Origin of the sequence: Staphylococcus lloydii (assembly GCF_015775975.1) — a bacterium.
Taxonomy (GTDB): domain Bacteria; phylum Bacillota; class Bacilli; order Staphylococcales; family Staphylococcaceae; genus Staphylococcus; species Staphylococcus lloydii.
In genome coordinates this window covers 1350155-1373696 of sequence record NZ_CP064056.1, presented here as the reverse complement: position 1 = coordinate 1373696, position 23542 = coordinate 1350155, and the positions used below count along the sequence as shown (strand labels likewise).

21 protein-coding genes are annotated in these 23542 nt (G+C 32.4%); 5 read left to right on the top strand and 16 right to left on the bottom strand.

Going from position 1 to position 23542, the window contains the following annotated elements; all coding sequences use genetic code 11:
• Positions 1–20 precede the first annotated feature (20 nt).
• Both fur and ISP08_RS06720 read right to left on the bottom strand, forming a co-directional pair.
• Positions 21–467 carry a ferric iron uptake transcriptional regulator gene (fur, locus tag ISP08_RS06725; RefSeq protein WP_048793634.1) on the bottom strand — a complete coding sequence of 149 codons (447 nt, stop codon included), beginning with the start codon at positions 465–467 and terminating at the stop codon, positions 21–23.
• A 104-nt stretch (positions 468–571) separates the two neighbouring features.
• Entirely contained in the window at positions 572–1114 is a 543-nt protein-coding gene (locus tag ISP08_RS06720; RefSeq protein ID WP_195718119.1) for an NUDIX hydrolase, read from the bottom strand.
• Positions 1115–1289: 175 nt separating this feature from the next.
• On the opposite strand from ISP08_RS06720, the gene ISP08_RS06715 reads away from it, so the two are divergent.
• On the top strand, positions 1290–2204 hold the full coding sequence (locus ISP08_RS06715) for an aldo/keto reductase (RefSeq protein WP_195718118.1): 915 nt from the start codon (positions 1290–1292) through the stop codon (positions 2202–2204).
• 53 nt (positions 2205–2257) lie between these two features.
• Here the strand turns inward: ISP08_RS06715 and ISP08_RS06710 are convergent, their stop codons facing one another.
• Positions 2258–3016 (bottom strand): SDR family NAD(P)-dependent oxidoreductase, encoded by a 759-nt coding sequence (locus ISP08_RS06710; protein WP_195718117.1) that lies wholly within the window; start codon positions 3014–3016, stop codon positions 2258–2260.
• A gap of 140 nt (positions 3017–3156) precedes the next feature.
• Between ISP08_RS06710 and proC the strand changes: the two genes are divergently transcribed.
• Positions 3157–3972 carry a pyrroline-5-carboxylate reductase gene (gene proC / locus ISP08_RS06705; protein WP_048793630.1) on the top strand — a complete coding sequence of 272 codons (816 nt, stop codon included), beginning with the start codon at positions 3157–3159 and terminating at the stop codon, positions 3970–3972.
• Positions 3973–4791: 819 nt separating this feature from the next.
• Here the strand turns inward: proC and rnz are convergent.
• Positions 4792–5712, bottom strand: a complete 921-nt coding sequence (rnz, locus tag ISP08_RS06700; RefSeq protein WP_195718116.1) for a ribonuclease Z — start codon at positions 5710–5712, stop codon at positions 4792–4794.
• Between the two features lie 151 nt (positions 5713–5863).
• Here rnz and zwf point away from each other — a divergent pair, with 151 nt between their 5' ends.
• Together zwf and ISP08_RS06690 are read left to right on the top strand one after the other, a co-directional pair.
• Entirely contained in the window at positions 5864–7348 is a 1485-nt protein-coding gene (gene zwf / locus ISP08_RS06695; RefSeq protein WP_195718115.1) for a glucose-6-phosphate dehydrogenase, read from the top strand.
• A 269-nt stretch (positions 7349–7617) separates the two neighbouring features.
• Complete coding sequence (locus ISP08_RS06690; protein WP_195718114.1) at positions 7618–8484, top strand: AraC family transcriptional regulator; 867 nt, start codon at positions 7618–7620, stop codon at positions 8482–8484.
• 64 nt (positions 8485–8548) lie between these two features.
• Here the strand turns inward: ISP08_RS06690 and ISP08_RS06685 are convergent, their stop codons facing one another.
• The 4 genes from ISP08_RS06685 to ISP08_RS06670 all read right to left on the bottom strand — a co-directional run bounded on the left by ISP08_RS06685 (position 8549) and on the right by ISP08_RS06670 (position 13948).
• Complete coding sequence (locus ISP08_RS06685; protein ID WP_195718113.1) at positions 8549–9346, bottom strand: hypothetical protein; 798 nt, start codon at positions 9344–9346, stop codon at positions 8549–8551.
• Positions 9347–9522: 176 nt separating this feature from the next.
• Entirely contained in the window at positions 9523–11175 is a 1653-nt protein-coding gene (locus ISP08_RS06680; protein ID WP_195718112.1) for a glycoside hydrolase family 13 protein, read from the bottom strand.
• Between the two features lie 159 nt (positions 11176–11334).
• Positions 11335–12744, bottom strand: a complete 1410-nt coding sequence (gene gndA / locus ISP08_RS06675) for an NADP-dependent phosphogluconate dehydrogenase (RefSeq protein ID WP_048793624.1) — start codon at positions 12742–12744, stop codon at positions 11335–11337.
• Between the two features lie 82 nt (positions 12745–12826).
• Positions 12827–13948, bottom strand: a complete 1122-nt coding sequence (locus tag ISP08_RS06670; RefSeq protein WP_195718111.1) for a M20/M25/M40 family metallo-hydrolase — start codon at positions 13946–13948, stop codon at positions 12827–12829.
• A gap of 209 nt (positions 13949–14157) precedes the next feature.
• Here ISP08_RS06670 and prli42 point away from each other — a divergent pair, with 209 nt between their 5' ends.
• On the top strand, positions 14158–14253 hold the full coding sequence (gene prli42, locus ISP08_RS06665) for a stressosome-associated protein Prli42 (RefSeq protein ID WP_152906109.1): 96 nt from the start codon (positions 14158–14160) through the stop codon (positions 14251–14253).
• A gap of 211 nt (positions 14254–14464) precedes the next feature.
• Here the strand turns inward: prli42 and ISP08_RS06660 are convergent, their stop codons facing one another.
• From ISP08_RS06660 to ahrC, 8 genes are all read right to left on the bottom strand, one after another.
• The gene (locus ISP08_RS06660) at positions 14465–15445 is read right to left on the bottom strand and encodes an aromatic acid exporter family protein (RefSeq protein ID WP_195718110.1); all 981 of its coding nucleotides are present in this window, start codon (positions 15443–15445) and stop codon (positions 14465–14467) included.
• Between the two features lie 14 nt (positions 15446–15459).
• Positions 15460–15897: a bacilliredoxin BrxB gene (gene brxB / locus ISP08_RS06655; RefSeq protein WP_195718109.1), complete on the bottom strand. Its 438-nt coding sequence runs from the start codon at positions 15895–15897 to the stop codon at positions 15460–15462.
• Between the two features lie 212 nt (positions 15898–16109).
• Positions 16110–17366, bottom strand: a complete 1257-nt coding sequence (locus ISP08_RS06650) for a dihydrolipoamide acetyltransferase family protein (protein ID WP_195718108.1) — start codon at positions 17364–17366, stop codon at positions 16110–16112.
• 13 nt (positions 17367–17379) lie between these two features.
• Positions 17380–18363, bottom strand: a complete 984-nt coding sequence (locus tag ISP08_RS06645; protein WP_195718107.1) for an alpha-ketoacid dehydrogenase subunit beta — start codon at positions 18361–18363, stop codon at positions 17380–17382.
• Complete coding sequence (locus ISP08_RS06640) at positions 18356–19357, bottom strand: thiamine pyrophosphate-dependent dehydrogenase E1 component subunit alpha (RefSeq protein ID WP_048793618.1); 1002 nt, start codon at positions 19355–19357, stop codon at positions 18356–18358. Before ISP08_RS06640 ends, ISP08_RS06645 begins: the two co-directional genes overlap by 8 nt.
• A gap of 13 nt (positions 19358–19370) precedes the next feature.
• Positions 19371–20792, bottom strand: a complete 1422-nt coding sequence (gene lpdA / locus ISP08_RS06635) for a dihydrolipoyl dehydrogenase (protein WP_195718106.1) — start codon at positions 20790–20792, stop codon at positions 19371–19373.
• Between the two features lie 374 nt (positions 20793–21166).
• On the bottom strand, positions 21167–22840 hold the full coding sequence (gene recN, locus ISP08_RS06630; RefSeq protein WP_195718105.1) for a DNA repair protein RecN: 1674 nt from the start codon (positions 22838–22840) through the stop codon (positions 21167–21169).
• A 20-nt stretch (positions 22841–22860) separates the two neighbouring features.
• Entirely contained in the window at positions 22861–23313 is a 453-nt protein-coding gene (gene ahrC / locus ISP08_RS06625) for a transcriptional regulator AhrC/ArgR (RefSeq protein ID WP_048793615.1), read from the bottom strand.
• Between the last annotated feature and the right edge of the window lie 229 nt (positions 23314–23542).

Here is a 23542-nt window from a genome sequence, read left to right as displayed (position 1 = left end):
TCATAAACTTCACTCTGTCATTATTTACCTTTAGCCTGACAGGAAGAACAAACGCCATGGAACGTTAATCGATGGTCTAATATTCTAAAGTTAAAGTCTTGTTCAACTTTTTCTTCAACTTTAGGTAATAAGTCCTCTTCGATTTCTTCAACTTTGCCACATTCCATACAAACTAAATGGTGGTGGAAATGTTTTGCGCCTTCTTTACGTAAATCAAATCTAGCAACGCCATCGCCAAAATTAATTTTATCGACAACTTTTAATTCTGCTAATAATTCTAATGTTCTGTATACAGTTGCTAAACCGATTTCGGGTGCTTTATCTTTAACTTTCAAATATACATCTTCAGCGCTTAAATGGTCTTTTTCATTTTCAATTAAAACTCTTAAAGTTGCTTCTCTTTGTGGAGTTAATTTATATGATGATTGCTGTAATTGTTGCTTCACGCGATTTAATCGTTCTTCCACGGAAGCCTCACTCCCCTACTAATAATTATAATCATTTTAATTTACATTATGATATATATCTAAAATACCAATAATTGATAAAATTCGCAAGTTAATTCTATTATCTATTTAGAATGATTATAATTAAGTAATAGGTATTGAATTGCAATAATAGTTTTAGCATCGTTTATTTCGTTATTAGCGAGCTTTTCTTGAGCCTCGTTAATTGATAATTCGTGAATTTCTATAAATTCATCTTCGTCTAAATGTGTTTCACCAGGAAGTAATTCTGTAGCTAGGTAAATAGATATTTTTTCATTCGTAAACCCAGGTGAACCGTACATATCAGTAATAAGTTGCAGTGATTTTGCTTTGTAACCTGTTTCTTCTTCTAATTCTCTCATGGCCGCTTCTTCTCGTTCTTCCCCTATTTCTAATTTGCCTGCCGGTATTTCTAACATAGTATCATCCAGTGGTTTTCTAAATTGTTCGACCAATACGATTTTATTGTCAGGCGTTAAGGCGCATACAGCGACAGCCCCATTATGTAAAACTATTTCTCGTGAAGAAGTTTCGCCGTTTGGTAATTCAACATCGTGTACTTCTAAATCTATTATTTTTCCTTCATATATACTCGTTTTATTAGTAGTTTTTTCATATAAGTTCATAGTAATCACGTTCCTTTAATTATTTAATCGTTACTGTTAAGATTGATATATTGATAATAGAGGTGTAATACACAATTTTTTTATGAATGAATATTAACAGTTACAAACTAAGTTATTACTTTAATTTGTACGCCTCTTTATCTTATCTCATTAGTGTATCGAAAGGAGAAACAACATGCAAAAGAACATATTAAAAAGTGGCATTGAAATATCTGACGTAGGATTAGGTTGTATGAGTCTTGGTACTGAATATGACAAGGCTGAAACAATAATCGAAAGTGCAATTGATCAAGGTATCACTTATTTTGATACAGCTGATGTTTATGATAAAGGAATCAATGAAGAAATTGTCGGTAAGGCATTGAAAAAATATCAAAACCGAGATGATATCGTCATTGGTACAAAAGTAGGCAACCATTTAAAAGATGATGGTTCAACATTCTGGGATCCATCAAAGAAATATATTAAATCAGCAGTAAAAGATTCATTGAAGAATTTAGGTTTAGATGAATTAGATTTATATCAATTACATGGTGGTACGATAGATGATCCTTTAGATGAAACAATTAGTGCTTTTGATGAGTTAAAACAAGAAGGTATTGTTCGAGCGTATGGCATTTCTTCTATTAGACCTAATGTTATAAGATATTATTTAGAACATAGTCAAATAGAAACGTTAATGTCACAATTTAACCTTATTGATAACAGACCGGAAGATATAGTTGATGAAGTTAATGCGCACAACGTGAAAATGCTTGCGCGTGGACCAGTATTTAAAGGACTTCTTACTGCTAATAGTAGTAAGGCATTGGATAATAAATTTAGTGAAGGTATTTTTGATTACACTTATCAAGAATTAGGAGAAACAATTGCCTCAATTAAAGAAGTAGAAAATAATTTAACAGCTTTAACATTTAAATATTTGAAATCACAAGAAGCATTAGGCTCTATTATTGTAGGCGCTAGCAGCCCTGCTCAACTTGAAGAAAATATTAAAAATTATGAAGCGGCACAAAACATTAGTAACGAACAGTTAAAAGCAGCAAGAGAACGTGTGAAAAACTTACAATATACTCAGCACGTAAAATAAGTAATATAAAAAATCCCGACAATGTTAAATTGTTGGGATTTTTATATTAATACTTACTTTTTATTTTTAAACACAAATGGGAAAAGGCGCTCAAGCGTGCGTGGTGCTAAATTATAAAATTTGAGCATAACATGCATCCATTTCGGTTGATTAATCTCTATTTTACGCTTATTAATGCCTTCTATAATATCATGTGCTAAACGTGTAGGGTCTAGCATAATGCGTTGATATTTTTTGGCGTATTTTAAAGTTGGATCTGCATGATTGTGAAATGGCGTATTTACAGGTCCTGTATTAACCGTCATAACATGAAAAGAAGGATGTTCTAAGCGTAACGCATTCATTAATTGAATAAATGCCGCTTTACTTGCACCATAATGTGCTGCATAAGCTTGTGTTGTAAATGCTGCTTGGCTGCCGATTCCAACTATAGAAGCTTCATTAGTAAAATATGGCAGTAAAATCTTAAACAATACATTAAAATTAACGATATTTATTTGATATGTTTCTAATATTTCATCCGTATTATGTGCTTGTAACGATTTAAAATACCCTGTCCCCGAACTATATATTAAACCATCTATATGCGTGTTAGGTAGTTGTGAAGTAACGTTGTTTATATCATCAAGATTAAGTAAATCACATTGAATTATAGTTAACTGTTTAGCGTTAACAGAATGAGTTAATTGTGCAATTTTTTGAGGGTTACGTGCCAAAACAGTTACTTGTACGTGTTGTTGTAATAAAGATTTTAATAATGCTAATCCTAAGCCACTGGTTGCCCCTGTCATTATATAATGTTGCCCTTTCAAAATAACACCTCGCTACTAATTTAATATTTTTAATAGTATAAATTTATTCTTTACCTTTGTAAATAATTACATATAATTAGGAAAATAATACAACTATGTTAGTATGGAAACATCACATAATAAGGAAGTGTTGATTCTACATGAAACTAGTGTTTTACGGAGCAGGTAATATGGCACATGCCATTTTTACTGGGATAGTTAATTCAAATGTTATTGATTCAAACGATATCTATTTAACAAATAGATCGAATGAGCAAGCTTTAAAGGATTACGCAGAGCAACTCGGTGTTAATTATAGTTACGATGATGAAGCGTTGCTTGCCAAAGCTGATTACGTCTTCATTGGTACAAAACCATATGATTTTGAAACGTTAGCAGAAAGAATTAGACCCTATATTACTGATAAAAATAAATTTATCTCGATTATGGCTGGTTTGCCAATGGATTATATCAGAGAGCAATTAGATACTAAAAATCCTGTAGCGCGTATTATGCCTAATACAAATGCACATGTCGGTCATTCTGTAACAGGTATAAGCTTCTCAAGTAACTTTGGGGCTACTTCTAAGGATGAAGTTGATAATTTAATTAATGCTTTCGGTTCTGCTATTGAAGTACCGGAGGACAACTTACATCAAGTCACAGCAATAACAGGAAGCGGTCCTGCATTTTTATATCACGTATTTGAACAGTATGTTACAGCTGGTACGCGTTTAGGATTAGAAAAAGACCAAGTAGAAGAATCAATTAGAAACTTAATTATAGGTACGAGTAAAATGATTGAAAGATCAGAATTAAGCATGGGACAGTTACGTAAAAATATTACTTCTAAAGGTGGTACGACACAAGCTGGACTAAATGCCTTATCTGAATATGATATAGAAGGTATTTTCGAAGATTGTCTGCGTTCTGCTGTTAATAGAAGTATCGAATTATCTAATCAAGATGATGATTAAAAGTTTATAATAATATTTAAAGAAAGAGATAGACGTATAAATGACGTCTATCTCTTTCTTTAATGACTAATAATTAATTGTTAATACAATTACATAGATAAACTGAGTCAGTGCATATATCAATTAAAGGTCATATTTTTTCATTTGTTGCAATGTTGTGATTGCTGCTTTGATTACATAAAGAAACTGAGAATTATCTAAGTATTCTTCCATGACTGCTTTATGAACATTAAAGTTTAATAACTGATGGTCGGTATTAATGTCAAAAATATTGCATTAAGCTTGAAAACCAACTGGACCTCTATTTGTTAAGTTGAGTTTTTATAAGATATTTATATCTACAAAAATTAATACGTAAATGCTTCGAAGAATTTTTAAAGAAATTGATTGAAATATATTTTCGTAAAAATAATATTGGTTTTACTTTTGTTTGATTTATGTAAGTATTAATAGCAAAGAATAAATAAAGGAGAGTTTGCATGAATGATTGGAAATCCTATCAAATAATTTTGTTTATAGGAAGTGTAGTATTTTTTCTTGGGTTTTTATTAGATTTTATAAATGTGTTTTCATTCGGAGAAACATTTAGATTAGTCCTTTTATTCTTATTTACTCTTTCTACTTCAATATATCTCTTTGAACGAGAAAAAATTGCGTCGCTTTTATTTATCATTAGTTCAATTTTAATATTAGTATCATTAATTTTTTAATTAAAAAAGAGGGGAATTTATCCCCTCTTCTAATTTTAATTTAACTTCAACAATTTCATATCCTCTATCACAGAATAATGTGCTTCAAAAGATTATATGTAATTTAATATTAAAACTTATACGTGTCAAAATCACAGACGAATTTAAAGTTTGTTTGTCGGCGCTTTGAAACTAAATCATTATAAATATCTTCCACATCTTCAAAAGTATAACGATTACTAATATGTGTTATAAGTGCATATTTAACATCTGCCCGTGTCATTAGCTCAAAGACATCTTCAATATGACTATGATTATAATTATTAGCTAACGTTTTGTCGCCTTCTAAATAGGTACCCTCATGAACCATCACATCTGCATCGTTTGCAATTAAATATTCATTGGTACATGGTTTGGTATCACCGAATATAGCAATGATGGGGCCTCGTGTGGGCGCTCCTTTGAATTCATTTGAATCATATATCAAACCATCGTATTCAAATGTATCATTGGCTTTTATCTCTTGATACTTTGGCCCGGGTTCTAAGCCAATATTTTTTAAAGCTGCTACATCAATTTTGCCTGGTGTGTAAGGTGCTTCTATACGATAGCCATAAGAAGGAATCCCGTGATTTAATAAGTTAGCTGTAACTGTAAAACCATTATGTTGATATGCAAAATGATCGTCTATCTCGATAAATGTTAATGGGTAATTTAAACGCGATTCTGAAACTCTTAACGTTGTTTCGACATATTCTTTAATGCCTTTTGGTCCGATTATCGTCAACGGTTTACCTTCCCCACCTTGAAATGAACGTGTAGTTAAAATACCAGGAAGCCCAAAAATATGATCGCCATGCATATGAGTTATAAAGATGTGATTAACCTTACCTAATTTTATAGAGTGATGTAATATTTGATGTTGAGTTGCTTCTCCTACGTCGAATAACCATATATTATTTAAGTATGGTTCCAAATTAAGTGCAATTGCTTGAGTGTTACGCTCTTTTGTAGGTAAACCAGCACTGGTACCAAAAAAAGTTATTTCCATGCATGAGCCTCCTCTTCTTGAACATATTTTAGCATATATAAAGAATAATGTTATAATAAAGAAGAAATTGTTTTCGAGCAAAATTATATGAACTATGGTAATAATTGTTCTATAATTAAGTAAGATTTTAAAAAGAATTGAGGTTTTTATCTTGAGTACTAGAAATAAGAACATTCCTTGTTTAATTACTATATTCGGAGCGACTGGTGATTTGAGCCATAGAAAATTATTTCCATCGTTATTCCATTTATATCAACAAGAAAATTTAAATGAACAAATCGCAATTATAGGAATTGGTAGAAGAGACATTTCAAACGATGATTTCCGTAGTCAAGTGAAGTCGTCAATTCAAGAACATGTGAAAAACACTAAGCATTTAGATAAATTTATGGAACACATATTTTACCATAGACATGATGTTAGTGATGAAGCGAGTTATGAATCTTTATTAGAATTTAGTAATAATCTAGATAAAGAATTCAAACTTGAAGGTAATAGATTATTCTACTTAGCTATGGCACCAAAATTCTTTGGTGAAATTTCTGATTACTTAAAATCATCAGGTTTAACTGATACTGATGGCTTTAAACGATTAGTAATCGAAAAACCATTCGGCTCTGATCTTAAATCTGCAGAACAATTAAATGAACAATTACGTCGTTCATTTAAAGAAGAAGAAATATATCGTATCGACCACTATTTAGGTAAAGATATGGTCCAAAATATTGAAGTACTACGTTTTGCTAATGCAATGTTCGAACCTTTATGGAACAATAAATATATCTCAAATATTCAAATTACATCTTCTGAAATACTTGGTGTTGAAGATAGAGGCGGTTATTACGAATCAAGTGGTGCATTAAAAGATATGGTTCAAAACCATATGTTACAAATGGTAGCCTTATTAGCTATGGAAGCCCCTATTAGTTTACACAGTGAAGATATTCGTGCCGAAAAAGTAAAAGCATTAAAATCATTAAGAAAATTAGAATCAGATGAAGTTAGCCAAAACTTTGTTAGAGGTCAATATGATAAAGGTGTCATTGGTGATCAAGAAGTTAAAAAATATCGTGACGAAGACCGTGTAGCTGAAGATTCAAAAACCCCTACTTTTGTTTCAGGTAAATTAACTATCGATAACTTTAGATGGGCTGGCGTGCCATTCTATATTAGAACTGGTAAACGTATGAAGAGTAAAACAATTCAAGTTGTAGTTGAGTTTAAAGAAGTACCTATGAACTTGTATTACGAAACAGATAAAAAATTAGACTCAAATTTACTCGTTATCAATATTCAACCTAATGAAGGTGTTTCGTTACATCTAAATGCCAAAAAGAATGTTCAAGGTATTGAAACAGAACCTGTTCAATTGTCTTATGCGATGAGCGCTCAAGATAAAATGAACACTGTCGATGCGTATGAAAACTTACTATTCGATTGTCTAAATGGCGATGCAACAAACTTTACGCATTGGGAAGAATTAAAATCAACTTGGAAATTCGTCGATGCAATACAAGAATACTGGGATAAAACAAAACCAGACTTCCCTAACTATGAAGCGGGTACAAATGGTCCGTTAGAAAGTGATTTATTATTAAGTAGAGATGGCTTCCATTGGTGGGAAGATATCCATTAATTAGTAGTACTTGTTAATACGACAGCAATGGTGTGAAAGTACACTGTTGTTGTCGCTTTTTTATTGTATTTCACTTGTGTTATTATATAACTTAAATCATAAATAAGTGTAAAACTTTAAGAGATAGTAGCACTTTAGATGTCAGATGTGAAGAAATGGTGTAAACTATTAAGAAAACGGCAATATTAATATTAAATAGAGTGAAACATAAAGTATGCGTTGTTTAGTTTTCTTATGTTTTCATTGTTAGATTTTTAGGAGTGGAAGTTTTGGACGTTATCAAGCAAATACAACAAGCAATTGTTTATATCGAAGATCATTTGCTAGAGCAATTTAATATGCAACAACTTAGTGATTACGTTGGTCTTTCACCGTATCATTTAGATCAGAGTTTTAAAATGATCGTTGGGCAGTCACCTTCTGAATATGCACTCGCACGTAAAATGACTTTAGCGGCACAAGAGCTGATTTCAAGTTCTAACAGGATGGTAGATATTGCTAAAAAATATCATTATCCTACCGCAAATGATTTCGCTAATGAATTTAGTAAATACCATGGTATTTCTCCTTTACAAGCGAATGCTAAAAAAGAACAATTAAATATAAAAAACAGACAATATTTAAAAATTACTACTACCGAGAAATCACCATATTCGTATAGATTAGAAACAATTAGTGGTATAAACTTAGTTGGATATGCGGAATTCATCAATGCTGCTAATATAGATAACCCATTTAAAATACCTGATATTTTAGAAGACTTATTGGTCGATGGCAAGTTAAAAGAGTTAGAACGTTATAATAACGTTAGCCCACATGAACTTTTCGTTATTAGTTGTCCCTTAGAGTATGGCGTTGAGATTTTTGTTGGTGTTCCAAGTGATCGCTATCCAGAACATTTAGAAAGTCGTTATTTACCAGAGAGACAATATGCTAAATTTAATTTGCAAGGCGAGATTGATTATATTACGAATGAAGCATGGTATTATATCGAAACAAGCCTTCAAATGACATTGCCATATGAACGTGATAGTTTATACGTAGAAGTCTATCCTTTTGATATTTCTTTTGATGACAGTTTCACTAAAGTTCAATTATGGTTACCAATAAATCAAGATGACTATAATGATTTATAATATAATTAAAGCTAGAACGTAAACTTATTGGTTTATAATAAGATTATGTTCTAGCTTTTTATGTTTATTCATTTAAATAATTTTGTAATAACTGACCGTATACGCCACGATTGTTTTTAGTTAAAACATGATGAAATTTAGGGATAATATAACGTTTACTATCCCAACCTTGTTGACGATAAAATTCATATCCTTCTTTACTAAGTTTTAATGAGTTGAAATTATCGCTACTCGTCACACCATCGTCGTATTCACCTACAAGCCAAGTAAGTGGATATGGTTGTTTTATATATTTTTCTTTAGGTAAAGTACGCGATACGCCTTTGATTTTAGGAGAACCACCGCCACTAAAAATAATAGAGCCACCAGATGTAACGTCCATGCTTGGTAATTTTTCTAATAACCAATATGTAGTCATTTCGGCTCCACCTGAGAATCCACTTATCCATAAATGTTGATGAGTCGGTATACTTTTGATTAATTCAGTTAGATATATACTGTTTTGAGCGCCATTTGTCCACCAAGTTTCATCCTTCTTGGATGGTGTCTTAGGCACAACAAGGGTCAAATTGTGTTGTCGTGCGACTTCCTTAATGCCTAACGCTCCGCCTAAATATCTCTTTGAATTAGGATGTTTGAATTCAAATGCGCCATCACCATGAAGCCATAATAGTACGCCTTTAGGGTGTTTAGCCTGATATAAATGATAATACCCATATAATCCATTTGATGCCTCAAAATAACGTGTATTGTTATGTGAAGCAAAATTTGTTAGCGGAAATCGCTTTTCTATTAAAAAACTTATTACTGTAGCAATGCCCATACTCATAGCAATAAGTATAACTATGGCTAATTTTTTCATTAAATGTCCTACTTTCAATATCAATCAATATTTTATGCTATTTATTATATTAATATATTTTATGTTGTTGATAGTTATTAGTATAGTTATTCGATAATTTTTGTAAAGTGATAACATGACTTCAACTATAAAAGCCGTTATCTTATTCGATAACGGCTAATTAAAATCTATTTTGTTTAACTTAATTGAATTACAAATGCTTCATAAGGTTTTAAATGGCTAAAATCTATCGTGCTACTATAATTGTGTAATTTAATATTTGACTCATCAAACGTGATGTCTAAATTAAGTGAAGCAGTTTCATTTGATAGATTACCTACAATTAAAACACGCTTATTATCTAAAGTTCTAGTGTACGCAAAAACTTTAGGATTATCTGCATCAGCTAATTCAAAATTACCATAAGTATATAGATCATCGGATTTTTTTAATTTAATTAAATCTTTATAAAAAGATAAAATAGAATGTTTGTCTTCTTGTTGTTGTGCTACGTTTATTTTTTTGTAATTTGGATTTACCGGGAACCAAGGTTCCACTGTAGAAAATCCTGCATAAGATTCATCAGTCCACTGCATCGGTGTACGTGAATTATCTCTATTTTCCATCTTATGTTTGTTTAATAAGGCATTTACATCACCGCCCTGTGATTTAACGATATTATACTCATTTACAACGGCAATATCATTAAATGTTTCAATACTATCAAATGGATAATTGGTCATACCTATTTCTTGCCCTTGGTAAATAAACGGAGTGCCTTGTTGTAAAAAATATACAATAGCATGACTCGTAGCAGATTCATACCAGTATTGTTGGTCATCTCCCCATGTGGATACTCTACGTGGTTGATCATGGTTTTCGATAAATAAAGCATTCCATCCATTATTTGCAAGTCGCTGTTGCCAACGATTTAAAACTTGTTTATACGCTAAGACATCAAATTTAACATCTCCAGTATTCCACAAACCTAAATGTTCAAATTGGAAAATCATGTTAAATTTACCATTTTGTTCCCCGACCCATAAATCCGCATCATCTGGTGTCACGCCATTTGCTTCACCAACAGTCATGATGTCGTACTTAGATAAACTGTGTTCTTTTATTTCTTGTAACCAATCGTGGATACCTGGTTGATTCATTGCTACGTCAAAAGCCGGTACATATTGCTCATTGTTTTGTGCTGGTAGATCCCCATAATCGAAAGATTTTTTAATATGCGTAATTGCATCCACTCTAAAACCATCTATGCCTTTATCGAACCACCAATTCATCATAGAAATAATGGCTGCTCTCACTTTTGGATTTTCCCAATTTAGGTCGGGCTGCTTTTTACTAAATAAATGGAAATAATATTGGCCTGTTTTACTATCGTATTCCCAAGTAGAACCGTTAAAAATACTTTCCCAATTTGTCGGTTCACTACCATCTGCTTTAGGATCTTTCCATATATACCAGTCTCGTTTGGCACTGTCTTTGCTAGAACGAGATTCTATAAACCAAGGATGTTCATCAGAAGTATGATTTACCACTAAATCTAAAATTAATTTCATTCCTCTTTGATGAATGGACGTTAATAATTCATCAAAATCCTCCATCGTACCAAACTCATCCATAATGGCTTGATAGTCACTTATATCATAACCATTATCATCATTAGGTGATTTATACATCGGACTTAACCATATAACATCTATGCCTAGATCTTGTAGATAATCTAATTTATTAATGACACCTCGTAAATCTCCTATACCATCATCATTGGAATCATTAAAACTACGTGGGTACACTTGGTAAGCCACAGCTTCTTTCCACCATTGTTTACTTTGCATGATCATTCTCCTTCTAAGGGTTTTAACAACTATGTATCTATTATTATACTCTAGATTTTACCTTTACTAATACATTAATGTAAACGCTTGCTTTAAAATTGATAAAAAAACAAGGCATTCAAATTGAAAATGCCTTGTACTTTAATAAAGAATTAACTTTTATTCTTCAACCCATTGTGTATGGAACACGCCTTCGCGATCTTTACGTTCATAAGTATGAGCACCAAAGTAATCACGTTGCGCTTGGATTAAGTTTGCTGGTAGATTTTCTGAACGGTAACTATCATAATAGTTAACACTTGCAGAGAATCCTGGAGTTGGAACACCATTTTGTACACCAGTAGCCACTACATCACGTAGCGCATCTTGATAATTTGTAACAATGTCTTTGAAGTAAGGATCTAATAACAAGTTTTGTAAATTAGCATCGTTATCAAAAGCATCTTTAATTTTTTGTAAGAATTGCGCACGGATAATACAACCTTCTCTCCAAATCATAGCTAAGTCGCCTAATTTTAAGTTCCAGTCGTTATCTTCACTTGCTTTTTTCATTTGAGTAAATCCTTGTGCATATGAACAAATTTTACTCATATATAATGCTTTACGGATTTTTTCTAAGAATTCTTCTTTATCACCTTGGAAGTTTGCACTTGGTCCGTTTAATTGTTTTGAAGCATTCACGCGTTCTTCTTTAATTGAAGAAATAAATCTAGCGAATACAGATTCTGTAATAATAGTTAATGGAATGCCTAATTCTAAGGCGTTGATTGAAGTCCATTTACCTGTACCTTTTTGTCCAGCTGTATCTAAGATTTTTTCAACTAATGCTTCATCGCTACCTTCATCTAACTTAGTGAAGATATCACCAGTAATTTCAATTAAGTAACTAGAAAGTTCACCAGCATTCCAATCTTTAAATGTTTGAGAAATTTCTTCATGTGACATACCAAGTAAATCTTTCATCATTGCATAACTTTCTGCAATTAATTGCATGTCAGCATACTCGATACCGTTGTGGACCATTTTAACGTAATGTCCAGCGCCATTTGGTCCGATATAAGCAACACATGGTGCGCCATCGTCAGCTTTAGCCGAAATAGCTTCTAAAATATCGCTTACTTTATCGAATGCTTCTTTTTGTCCGCCTGGCATTAATGATGGTCCAGTTAATGCACCAACTTCTCCGCCTGAGACACCCATACCGATAAAGTTAACGCCACTTTCAGCAAGGGCTTTATTTCTTCTGATAGTGTTTTCGTAATTAGTATTACCACCATCGATTAAAATATCATCATTGTCTAACAATGGTAATAAGCTATCAATTGTAGCATCAGTTGCTGGTCCAGCTTTAACCATTAATAAGATTTTACGGGGTTTTTCTAATGAATTTACAAACTCTTCAATTGAGTATGTTGGGTGAATATTTTTACCTTCAGATTCTTTAACCATGTCATCTGTTTTTTCAGAAGAACGGTTGAATACAGAAACACTATAACCACGTGATTCAATATTCCAAGCAAGGTTTTTACCCATTACTGCTAAACCTACTACACCAATTTGTTGTGTCATATTACTAACCTCTCTTAATTAAAGTTTACAAATTAATTGTATCACAAAGCACTTACTACATCACTAAAACAGTTTTACTATATTAATGCGTTAATTCAACTATCTTTAATAATTGCTGTGTTAACAGTTGTAATGCTTTTATTTCCATTCTTTCATTTTTACTATGAATATTTTCATAACCTACCCCTAATATGACAGATGGAATACCGTAAGTATTAATAATACTAGCATCAGAACCACCACCACCAACTTTGGTTTGTGGGTCTAAATTTAAATGGTTGGCACTAAGTGCTGCAATTTTGGCAACTTTTGCTTCTGAATCAACTTTAAATCCTTTGTAGCTTTCTTTTACCGTAACAGAGGCAGTACAACCATATGATTCTGCAGTGTTTTCAAAAACTTGCTTCATGTGCGCCACTTGTTTATTAATTTTGTCGTCAGAATGTGAACGAGCTTCCGCTTGTAACGTTACTTCGTCGGCAACAACATTTGTAGCTGAGCCTCCCTCAAAACGACCAATATTTGCAGTGGTTTCATCATCAATACGTCCTAAAGACATCTCACTGATAGCTTTGGCTGCAATATTTATGGCACTTACACCCATATCTGGTGTGCTTGCATGTGCTTTTTTACCGTATATCGTTGCTGATAATTTCATTTGAGTAGGAGCACCAATAACAGTAGTTCCAACTGGAGAACTAGCATCTACAGCATAACCGTAGTCAGCATCTAATAAAGAAGCGTCTAAAACTTTTGCGCCTTCTAGACCTGACTCTTCTCCAACTGTTATAACAAATTGCACTTGACCATGTGGTAAATTTTGTTCATTAATGACTTGTATTGTTTCTAATATTGCGGCTAATCCAGCTTTATCATCGGCTCCTAGTACCGTAGTGCCATCTGAATAAATATAGCCATCGTCAGCTACAGTTGGTTTGACTCCTATACCCGGTGCTACTGTATCCATATGGCTAGTGAAATAAATTTTATCGCTATTTTCATAGCCTTCTGAGTTTGGGAAAGTACATATTAAATTATTAGCGCCTAAATAATCATATTTACCAGCATCGTCTTCTTCAACTTGAAGGTTTAGTTGCTCAAATTTTCTTTTTAAAATTGGTTGTATCTTTTCTTCACTACCTGTTTCAGAATCAATTTGTACTAATTCTAAAAATGTTGCTAATAATCTATCGTTATTTACCATCGTGACACTCCCATAAAAATATTATATTTCTAAAATTAACTTCAGAAATACGATTTATATTTGTTTCATTATATAAAGTGTAGCTAACTTTTTAGTCAAAAACAAACTTAGTGGATTGCTTTTATTCTTATTGCAATTATAATAAAATATGTAATATCATTAGTTGATATTGTGGTTTGATTAATAAAAATCATATGGAGGAATAGCAATTGAGTAATAAAGTGTTAAAAACAATTATTATTGTCATGTTAGTTGCCGTAGTTATTGCATTGATTTTATCAAGTCTTGCACCTGTTATGGGTTAAAACTTCGTCAATATTCACATTAGAAGTATAAATGATTATTTTATGTATAACGTCTTATTAAATTTTTATCTTTAAACTATGATAATCATAATATGTAATTAAAAATAAAATTAATACAGTTATTTAAAGCTATCGCTAAGTGTAAAACTTAACGATAGCTTTTGCTATTAAAAAGAACTAAACATCAGTTAAGACGTTTAGTTCTTTTAATTTAAGAAGCTTCACTATATGTTTTTAATGATCCAAAATCTGATTTAATCTGTAAATAATATTCTAATTCATTTAGCAACTGTATTAGACTTGCTCGTGTCCTTAGTGAAGCATAAGAATCCGGCAACTCTAGATTATCAAGTTGTAGTCTGATTTCATATAATGAATGTAATCTAAGCGCTGTATAATCATTACTGTTAACATTTTCAGCCACTTCTTTAAATAATTGAGCAAGTTTTGTCAGCAGTTCATCTTTAAATTCAACGTTTTCTAACATGAGTTCTATTCTATGAATTAACTCTAATTGTTGCTCTCGCATGTCGAAGTAATGATAGTATGAATTTTCATTACGACCAAAATGATTTTTAACATCTCTAAATGCTAAAGATTTTGCTTTTTCAATTGTCAATCGAATTTCCGAAAAATGAATGTCGAGTGGGTGTTGCAAATTATCACATTTTTCGCTAAAGCAAATAAATATTTTTGTGAAACTATCTTCTATGTTTTTCTTATAGGCTTTTAAATTTTTGTCGAGACTAGGCATGATTAAATTCATTAGAAAGGCAATGCCCAATCCAACAATGAGTAATTCTATTTCATTAACAAACAGATGGAAATCTATTGATGGTGCATTAAAGACATGAAGTAAAATAACACAACTTGTTACTATGCCTTCTTGAACTTTAAAGACCACGGTTAAAGGTATGAAAAATAAAACGATTATGCCTAATACGATGGCATGTTGACCTAATAAACTAAAGATAATAGAACCTAAGATTAAAATTAAAGTACAACTTACAAAACGTGAGACAATAGCCTGTAGTGAATGCACTTTAGTATGTTTAATACATAGTACTACTAAAATGGCACTAGATGCAAAATTATCAAGTCCTAATAGTTTAGCGATAATTATACCTAGTGCCATGCCAATTGCCGTTTTAATCGTTCTAAATCCTATACGGTATGGATTTAAACTCAACATGTTGGTATGCCTCTCTATCGTTCTTCACAATATTCTTCGAATAAATTTTGTAATTGAGTAATGACATCCATAACATCGTGTCCTTCGATTTGATGACGTTCGATCATTTGAGTTATTTTACCATCTTTCATTAGTGCAAATGATGGGCTTGATGGCGCATAACCTTCGAAATATTCTCTAGCTCTTTGTGTAGCTTCTTTATCTTGCCCTGCAAATACAGTTACAAGTCTGTCTGGTAGTTTATCGTAATGTAAACTATGTGCAGCTGCTGGTCTCGCCATACCGCCTGCACAACCACAAACTGAGTTAACCATTACTAAAGTAGTACCCTCTTGTTGTAATACTTCATCAACCTCATCAGCAGTAGTTAATTGTTCGTAACCAGCTTCTATCATTTCATTTCTAGCTTGATCCACAACATCATTCATATATAAATCAAAATTTAAATCCATATTAAGGTCACCTTTCATTTCTAAATTGGTATCTTCATTCTACTAATTTATTACTTATACTTCAACATGTTGATTTGTCGAAAAAAAGAGAGGCTAAAATCTAATTGTGTAAAAAGATTTTATAACCTCATTCTAAAATAGCAACAAACAACTATAACTTATTAAAAAAAGTTAGCTAGACGTTGTGAAAATATTAAACATTTTGCAATGTTTTAAAAAATACTTGTAGATTCAATAGCATATTGTTCTATACGTGTTTTAACATAATTCATAAATCTGCCAGCTTGTAAGCCATCTAAAATACGGTGATCGATAGATAAACATAAATTAACCATGTTACGTATCGCGATCATATCATCGATAACTACTGGTTTTTTGACAATTGATTCTATTTGTAAAATAGCAGCTTGTGGATGGTTGATAATACCCATTGAAGAAACAGAGCCAAACGTACCTGTATTGTTAACTGTAAATGTACCGCCTTGCATATCTTCAGAACGTAATTTTTTGTAACGTGCTTTTTGTGCTAGATCATTTATTTCACGTGCGATACCTTTGATAGATTTTTCATCGGCATTCTTAATCACTGGTACATAAAGTTTATCTTCATCAGCAACGGCAATTGAGATATTCACGTCTTTATGAATAACGATTTCGTCATTTTGCCAACTACTATTAAGTAATGGATAAGCTTTAAGTGATTCTGCCACTGCTTTCACGAAGAAAGCAAAGAACGTTAAGTTATAACCTTCTTTATTTTTAAAGCTATCTTTATGATGATTTCGTGTTTTAACTAGATTTGTTGCATCTGCTTCAATCATCATCCATGCATGTGGTATTTCATTTACGCTATTCACCATATTTTGTGCGATTTGTTTTCTAACACCATTTACCGGTATAGATGAACCAGGCTCTTGTGTGCCTTTAGTTGTTGGTGTGTTAACTGGTGGCGTTTTTGCGTTAACATAATGAGAAGATTCTTTTGCTGTACCTTCTTTAATTGCTTTTTCGATGTCTTTTTTCGTTACACGGCCTTCAAAGCCAGTTCCGACAACTTGTGATAAGTTGATTTCATTTTCTGATGCTAATTTGAATACTACAGGTGAATAACGACCATTGTTTTTAGGTGCATTTTCATCTTGTTTATTGTCTTGGCTGTTGTCTGTAACTTGTGTAGTATCATTTTGAGGTTGATCATCGTTACTGACTTCTTCACTAGTATTATCACTAGATTCGCCTTCAACATCCATGTGACAAATAACTTCACCGACAGATACTGTTTCACCTTCGTTGACTGTAATTTCTTTTATTGTACCTGTATAAGAAGAAGGTACTTCAGCAGTTACTTTATCTGTTATAACTTCACAAATTGGATCGTATTCTTCAACTGTATCACCTACAGATACTAGCCATTGTTCTATTGTTCCCTCATGGACACTTTCACCTAATTTAGGCATTTTTATTTCCATTGTTGGTGCCTCCTTAGAATTCTGCAAGCTCACGCATTTTTGTTTGAATCTTGTCAGGGTTAATCATAAACTCATCTTCCATTGTTGGCGCAAATGGCATTGATGGTACGTCTGGTCCTGCAAGACGCATAATTGGAGCGTCTAAATCGAACAGACAATTTTCTGCAATAATAGCGGCAACTTCAGACATGACACTGCCTTCTAAATTGTCTTCTGTCACTAATAGTACTTTACCTGTTTGTTTAGCACGATCAATAATTGTTTCTTTATCGAGTGGATAAACTGTTCTTAAATCGACAACTTCAACATTTATACCATCTTCCGCTAACATGTCTGCTGCTTGAATACAGTAATTAACACATAAGCCATAAGAAAATACTGTAATGTCATCGCCTTTACGTTTAACATCTGCTTTGCCAATCGGCACAGTGTAATAAGATTCAGGAACTTCTTCCTTTAATAAACGATAAGCTTTTTTATGTTCAAAATATAAGACTGGATCATTAGACTCAATTGAAGCCAATAATAATCCTTTTGCATCATAAGGCGAAGATGGAATGACGATTGTTAATCCAGGTGTTGAAGCAAAAATACTTTCTACACTTTGTGAATGATATAATGCGCCGTGTATGCCACCACCAAATGGAGCTCTAATTGTAATTGGACAATCCCAATCGTTGTTTGATCTATATCTAACTTTAGCAGCTTCGCTCATAATTTGGTTTGTTGCAGGTAAAATATATTCAGCAAATTGTATTTCTGCAATAGGTCTTTTTCCTAACATGGCTGCACCAACAGCTGTACCAACGATGTTTGACTCGGCTAACGGAGTGTCAATAACGCGTTCAATGCCATATTTTTGTTGTAAACCTAAAGTTACGCCAAATACGCCGCCTTTTTTACCTACGTCTTCACCAAGAATAAAAACGTTTTTGTCTTTTTCCATAGATTGATCTAAAGCATTGTGGATCGCATCTAAATAAGTTAACTTAGCCATTTAAAAAGCTCCCTTCTTCGTAAACATAGTTATAAGTTTCTTCTGGTGTTGGATAAGGTGCTTTTTCTGCTTCTTTAGTTGCTTTATTTACGATTTCTTTATGTTCTTGTTCGATTTGTGCCAACCATTCATCATCAATTATATTTTCAGATAGTAAAAATGTTTTAAATTTAACATTACAATCTTCGGATTTTAGTCCTTCACGTTCTTCTTGAGGACGGTAACCGCTATCGTCGTCATCTGATGAGTGTGCCGTCATACGAGTACACATCGCTTCTATTAGTGTAGAACCATCTCCATCCAATGCTCTTTCACGTGCCTCTTTCATTACTTTATACATAGCGATGGGATCATTTCCGTCTACATGTTCACCATGTATACCATAGCCAATAGCTCTATCTGATAATTTTTCGGCACCATATTGTAAATTATCTGGAACAGAAATTGCATATTTATTGTTTTCAATCACGCAAATAAAAGGTAATTTATGTACACCTGCAAAGTTTAAACCTTCATGAAAATCGCCTTGGTTAGAAGTCCCTTCACCTAATGTACACATAGCAATATTTTGCTTTTTATCCATTTTTAGTGATAACGCTGCACCGACACCTTGTAGTACCTGCGTACCTACTGGCGAACTTTGAGATAATATACCTAATTTTTTATTACTGAAGTGAGCTGGCATTTGTTTACCACCAGAATTTATATCGTCTCTTTTACCAAAAGCAGATAACATTGTGTCTAGAGGTGACATACCTAAATATGTCACTAATGCTAAATCTCTATAATAAGGAGCTGAAATATCGCCCTCGCGCATAGCAAATGCCATACCTATTTGAGCCGCCTCTTGTCCCTGACAGCTAATCACAAACGGAATTTTACCCGCTCTATTTAATAACCATAAACGTTCATCAAGTTTACGTCCTAAATCCATCCACTTAAACATTGTTTTTAAGTCGTCTTCATTAAGACCCACTGATTTATAATCAAACATGAAATTTCCTCCTTTATACGTGAATTGATCTATTTTCGACTTTAAGACCTAATTCCATTAATACTTCTGACAATGACGGATGTGCATGGGTAGTTAAACCAAGCTCAAGCGTTGAACCATCCATAAATTGTAATAACGATACTTCGTTTATTAATTCGGTAACATGTGGTCCAATCATATTAAGTCCTAAAACACTATCTTCATTTTGATCAATCACGATTTCACAAAAACCATTTTGGTTATTTGTATCTTCGATGACAGCTTTACCAATCGCTTTAAATGGAACTTTAAATGCTCTGGCTTTGTACCCTTGTTGTTTTGCTTCATCAATGTTTAAGCCTATTGAAGCAACTTCTGGTTGGGTATAAATGCAGCGTGGCATTTTATTATAGTCTAATGGTAATGGCTGTTGATCAGACATATGTTCAACTGCAATCATGCCTTCTTTAGATCCTACGTGTGCTAATTGTAATTTTCCTATACAATCTCCTGCTGCGTATATATGCTTATCATCAGTTTGTTGATGCTCATTCACAATAATGTGACCTTTATCAGTTGTTTTTATTTTAGTGTTATTTAAACCAATATCTTCTGTTCTAGGTTTTCGACCTATAGATACGAGTACTTTATCAACTGTTAGCTGCATATCTTCTATATCGAATGTCACTGCATCGTTTTCAACTGTGACGTTTTCTTCTGTTAATTGCGTATTTTCATGAAATTTAACGCCTTTAGTTGTCAATTCGGATTTTAAAGTATTGGCTATATTTTTACTTTCGGTAGGCAAAATTCGTTCGCCCGCCTCTATAACATTAACTTCTACACCGAAGTCATTCATTAGTGACGCAAATTCTAAACCAATTACGCCACCACCGATTATAGCTAAAGTGTCAGGAAGTTGTTCTAATGCTAAAATGTCACTACTAGATAATATAGTACTGTTATTAAATGGTAAGAATGGTAATGAGATAGGTTCAGAACCTGTACAAATAAGGACATTTGAATTAGGGATTAAATCCGACTCTCCATCCTCATATTCAACCGATATTGTTCCACTTTGAGGTGAAAATATAGAAGGTCCTAATATCCTTCCAGTGCCATTAAATACATCGATTTTATTATGATCCATTAAGTGATTTACGCCACCATGCATTTGATTAACGATATCGTTTTTACGTTGTTGAATGTTTTCAAAATTAAGTTTGAAATTATCAACATCTACACCAAATTCACTTGAGCGTTTAACTGTATCCATCACTTCTGCAGATTTTAGTAGTGCTTTAGTAGGAATACATCCTTTATGTAAACAAGTACCCCCTAGCAAATTATTTTCGACTAAGGCAACTTTTTTACCAAGTTGTGATGCGCGAATTGCTGAAACATAACCAGCTGTTCCGCCTCCTAAAATCACTAAATCATATTTTTCTTCTGACATTTTTGTGCTCCTAACTTAACGTTGTTGGCAAGATATCATTTATAAATTCAATGATATTAATATTATAAATTTTTAATATTTACAGTTCTAAATGAGCAACAACGGTTACTTAACTAATTTTAAAAAGTTTTATAATTTCATTTTAGTCCTACTATAGTTTAACTTATACGCGCATCATATAAAAATAATAACATTTAATTATATTTTTAAGATGAGCGGGATTATACGGTTTTCAGTTTTATTATAGCATGTGAGATGTAACATTTAGTGGAAAATTAGTACTAGGTACTAATTTAATTTCATAATATTCCTTATAAAACGTAAACGAGATGAATATAAAATTTACGTTTTATAAGGAGCATAAGATTCACTAATTAATTACTATTTTGTTCTAACATTTCTTTGGCATTTTGTCTCGTGATGTCTGTAACACTAGCGCCTGAAATCATTCGTGCAATTTCATCGATTCGCTCATCATCTAAAAGCTCTTTTACTTTTGTTGTCGTGCGGTCTTCGTTAGATGCTTTACTAATTAATAAATGATGATCGCTCATCGATGCAACTTGTGGTAAATGAGAAATACAAATAACTTGTATATGTTGAGCTATATCTTTCATTTTCTCAGCCATTTTTTGTGCAGCTTGACCTGACACGCCTGAATCTACTTCATCAAATAAAATTGCGGTTTGCCCTCTTGATTTAACAAAAATAGTCTTCAGCGCCAACATAATTCTTGAAAGTTCACCACCAGAAGCAATTTTGTTTAAACTTTTAAGCGGTTCGCCTTTATTTGGGCTAATAAGAAATTCAACAAATTCTATACCTTCGTTATTAGGTTCATCTAACGGTTTGAAAGAAATTTCCAAGTTTGCATCTTTCATTTGTAAATTTTGAATTTCTTCTACGATATGGTCACGTAAAGTTTGTGCCTCTTTGCGTCTTTCTGCAGAAAGCTTCTTACCTATAGTAAGAACGTCATTGTATAATGATTCAATGTCTTTACGTAATTGTGAAGTGCTTTCTTCATAATTTTCAATCTTATTAATTTCATGTTCTATCTTTTCTTGATATTTAATAAGTTCAGGTATATCTTTACCATATTTACGTTTTAAGTTGTTTAATAAGTTCATTCTAGATTCTAATTCATTTAAATACTGTTCATCAAATTCTGTATTAGTCAGCTCGTCATATAACTGATGTTTGGCATCGTCTAGGGTGTAATAAAATTGATCTACATTTTCTTTTAATTCTGTATATTTGCCAGGCAAGATTTCATCTATGGCGCTTAATTGATTACTTAAGTCATACAGTCTATCAGTGATAGCATGTTCGTCAGTTAATGTAACATGTGCATTATTTAATGCGAGACTTAGGTTTTCAGAATTTTGAATACGTTTAATATCTTGTTCTAGTTGTTCGGATTCACTTTCATCTAAATTTGCTTCTTTAAGTTCATCATTTTGGAATTTAAGTAAATCCAAACGCTGTAGCAATGCTTGATCAGCATTTTCTAAATCTTGTAATTCTTTTTTCTTAGTTTTATACGCTTGATACGTTTGCGTATAGTCAGTTAATAAATTTTCGTAACGACCTTCAGCATAATTATCCAATAATTGTAGATGATATTTTTGTTTTAGAAGTGTTTGCGTTTCGTGTTGGCCATGAATGTCTAACAATGCTTGCATTACTTTTCTTAAATCTTGTAGCGTCACAATTTGGTTGTTGATGCGACACATACTCTTACCAGTACTGAATATTTCACGTTTAACAATGAGAAAATCTTCCGTGGTATCAATTGATAAATCTTCAAGAATTGTAATTGCTTCTTTACTATTGTCTATATCAAATATGCCTTCTATAATTGCTTTTTTCTCACCATGTCTTACAAAATCTGAAGATGCTCTCATTCCAATAAGTTGACCTATCGCATCAATTATGATTGATTTACCTGCGCCTGTTTCACCACTAAGCACAGTTAAGCCATCACTAAAATTAATTTCAAGTTCGTCAATTATTGCAAACTGTTTAATTGATAAGGTCTGTAACATTGTTGTATCACTTCCTAAAACTATAATAAGTTAAAGATTCTAGTTTTGATATTTTCGCTTGCATCAGCATCGCGACATATAATTAGACAAGTGTCGTCGCCGCATATAGTACCTAAAACTTCTTCCCAAGCTATTTGGTCCAAAATTGCACCAATCGATTGCGCATTACCCGGTAAGGTTTTAAGTACGAGTAAGTTTTCAGTACCATCTATATTAACAAAAGAGTCCATTAAATAACGTCCTAATTTTTCTAAAGGATGATATTTTCTATCGTTAGGCAGACTATAAACATATTGACCTGTTGGTGTAGGAACTTTAATGAGTTGTAGTTCTTTAATATCACGAGAAACAGTTGCTTGAGTAACATTTAGTTCATAGTCATTCAGACGCTTTACTAATTCATCTTGTGTTTCTATCTTTTCATTTGAAATAATTTCTCTTATTTTTATATGCCTTACTGATTTTTTTGCCATAACAAACACCTCTAATTACGAATATTTATACATTTATTTTACCATAAGCATAGTTTATCTACTACTAAATTCATTAGTAGCTCACTTCTTATAGTATTTTATAGTTAATTGTGCTAGAGCATAATAAATGCAGTTTTTGACTATGTAAAATAATGTAGTACTAATGTGTAATATACAATGTAGATGAATATTGCATGTATAAAACGTTGTACCTTAAATGCAATGTCAC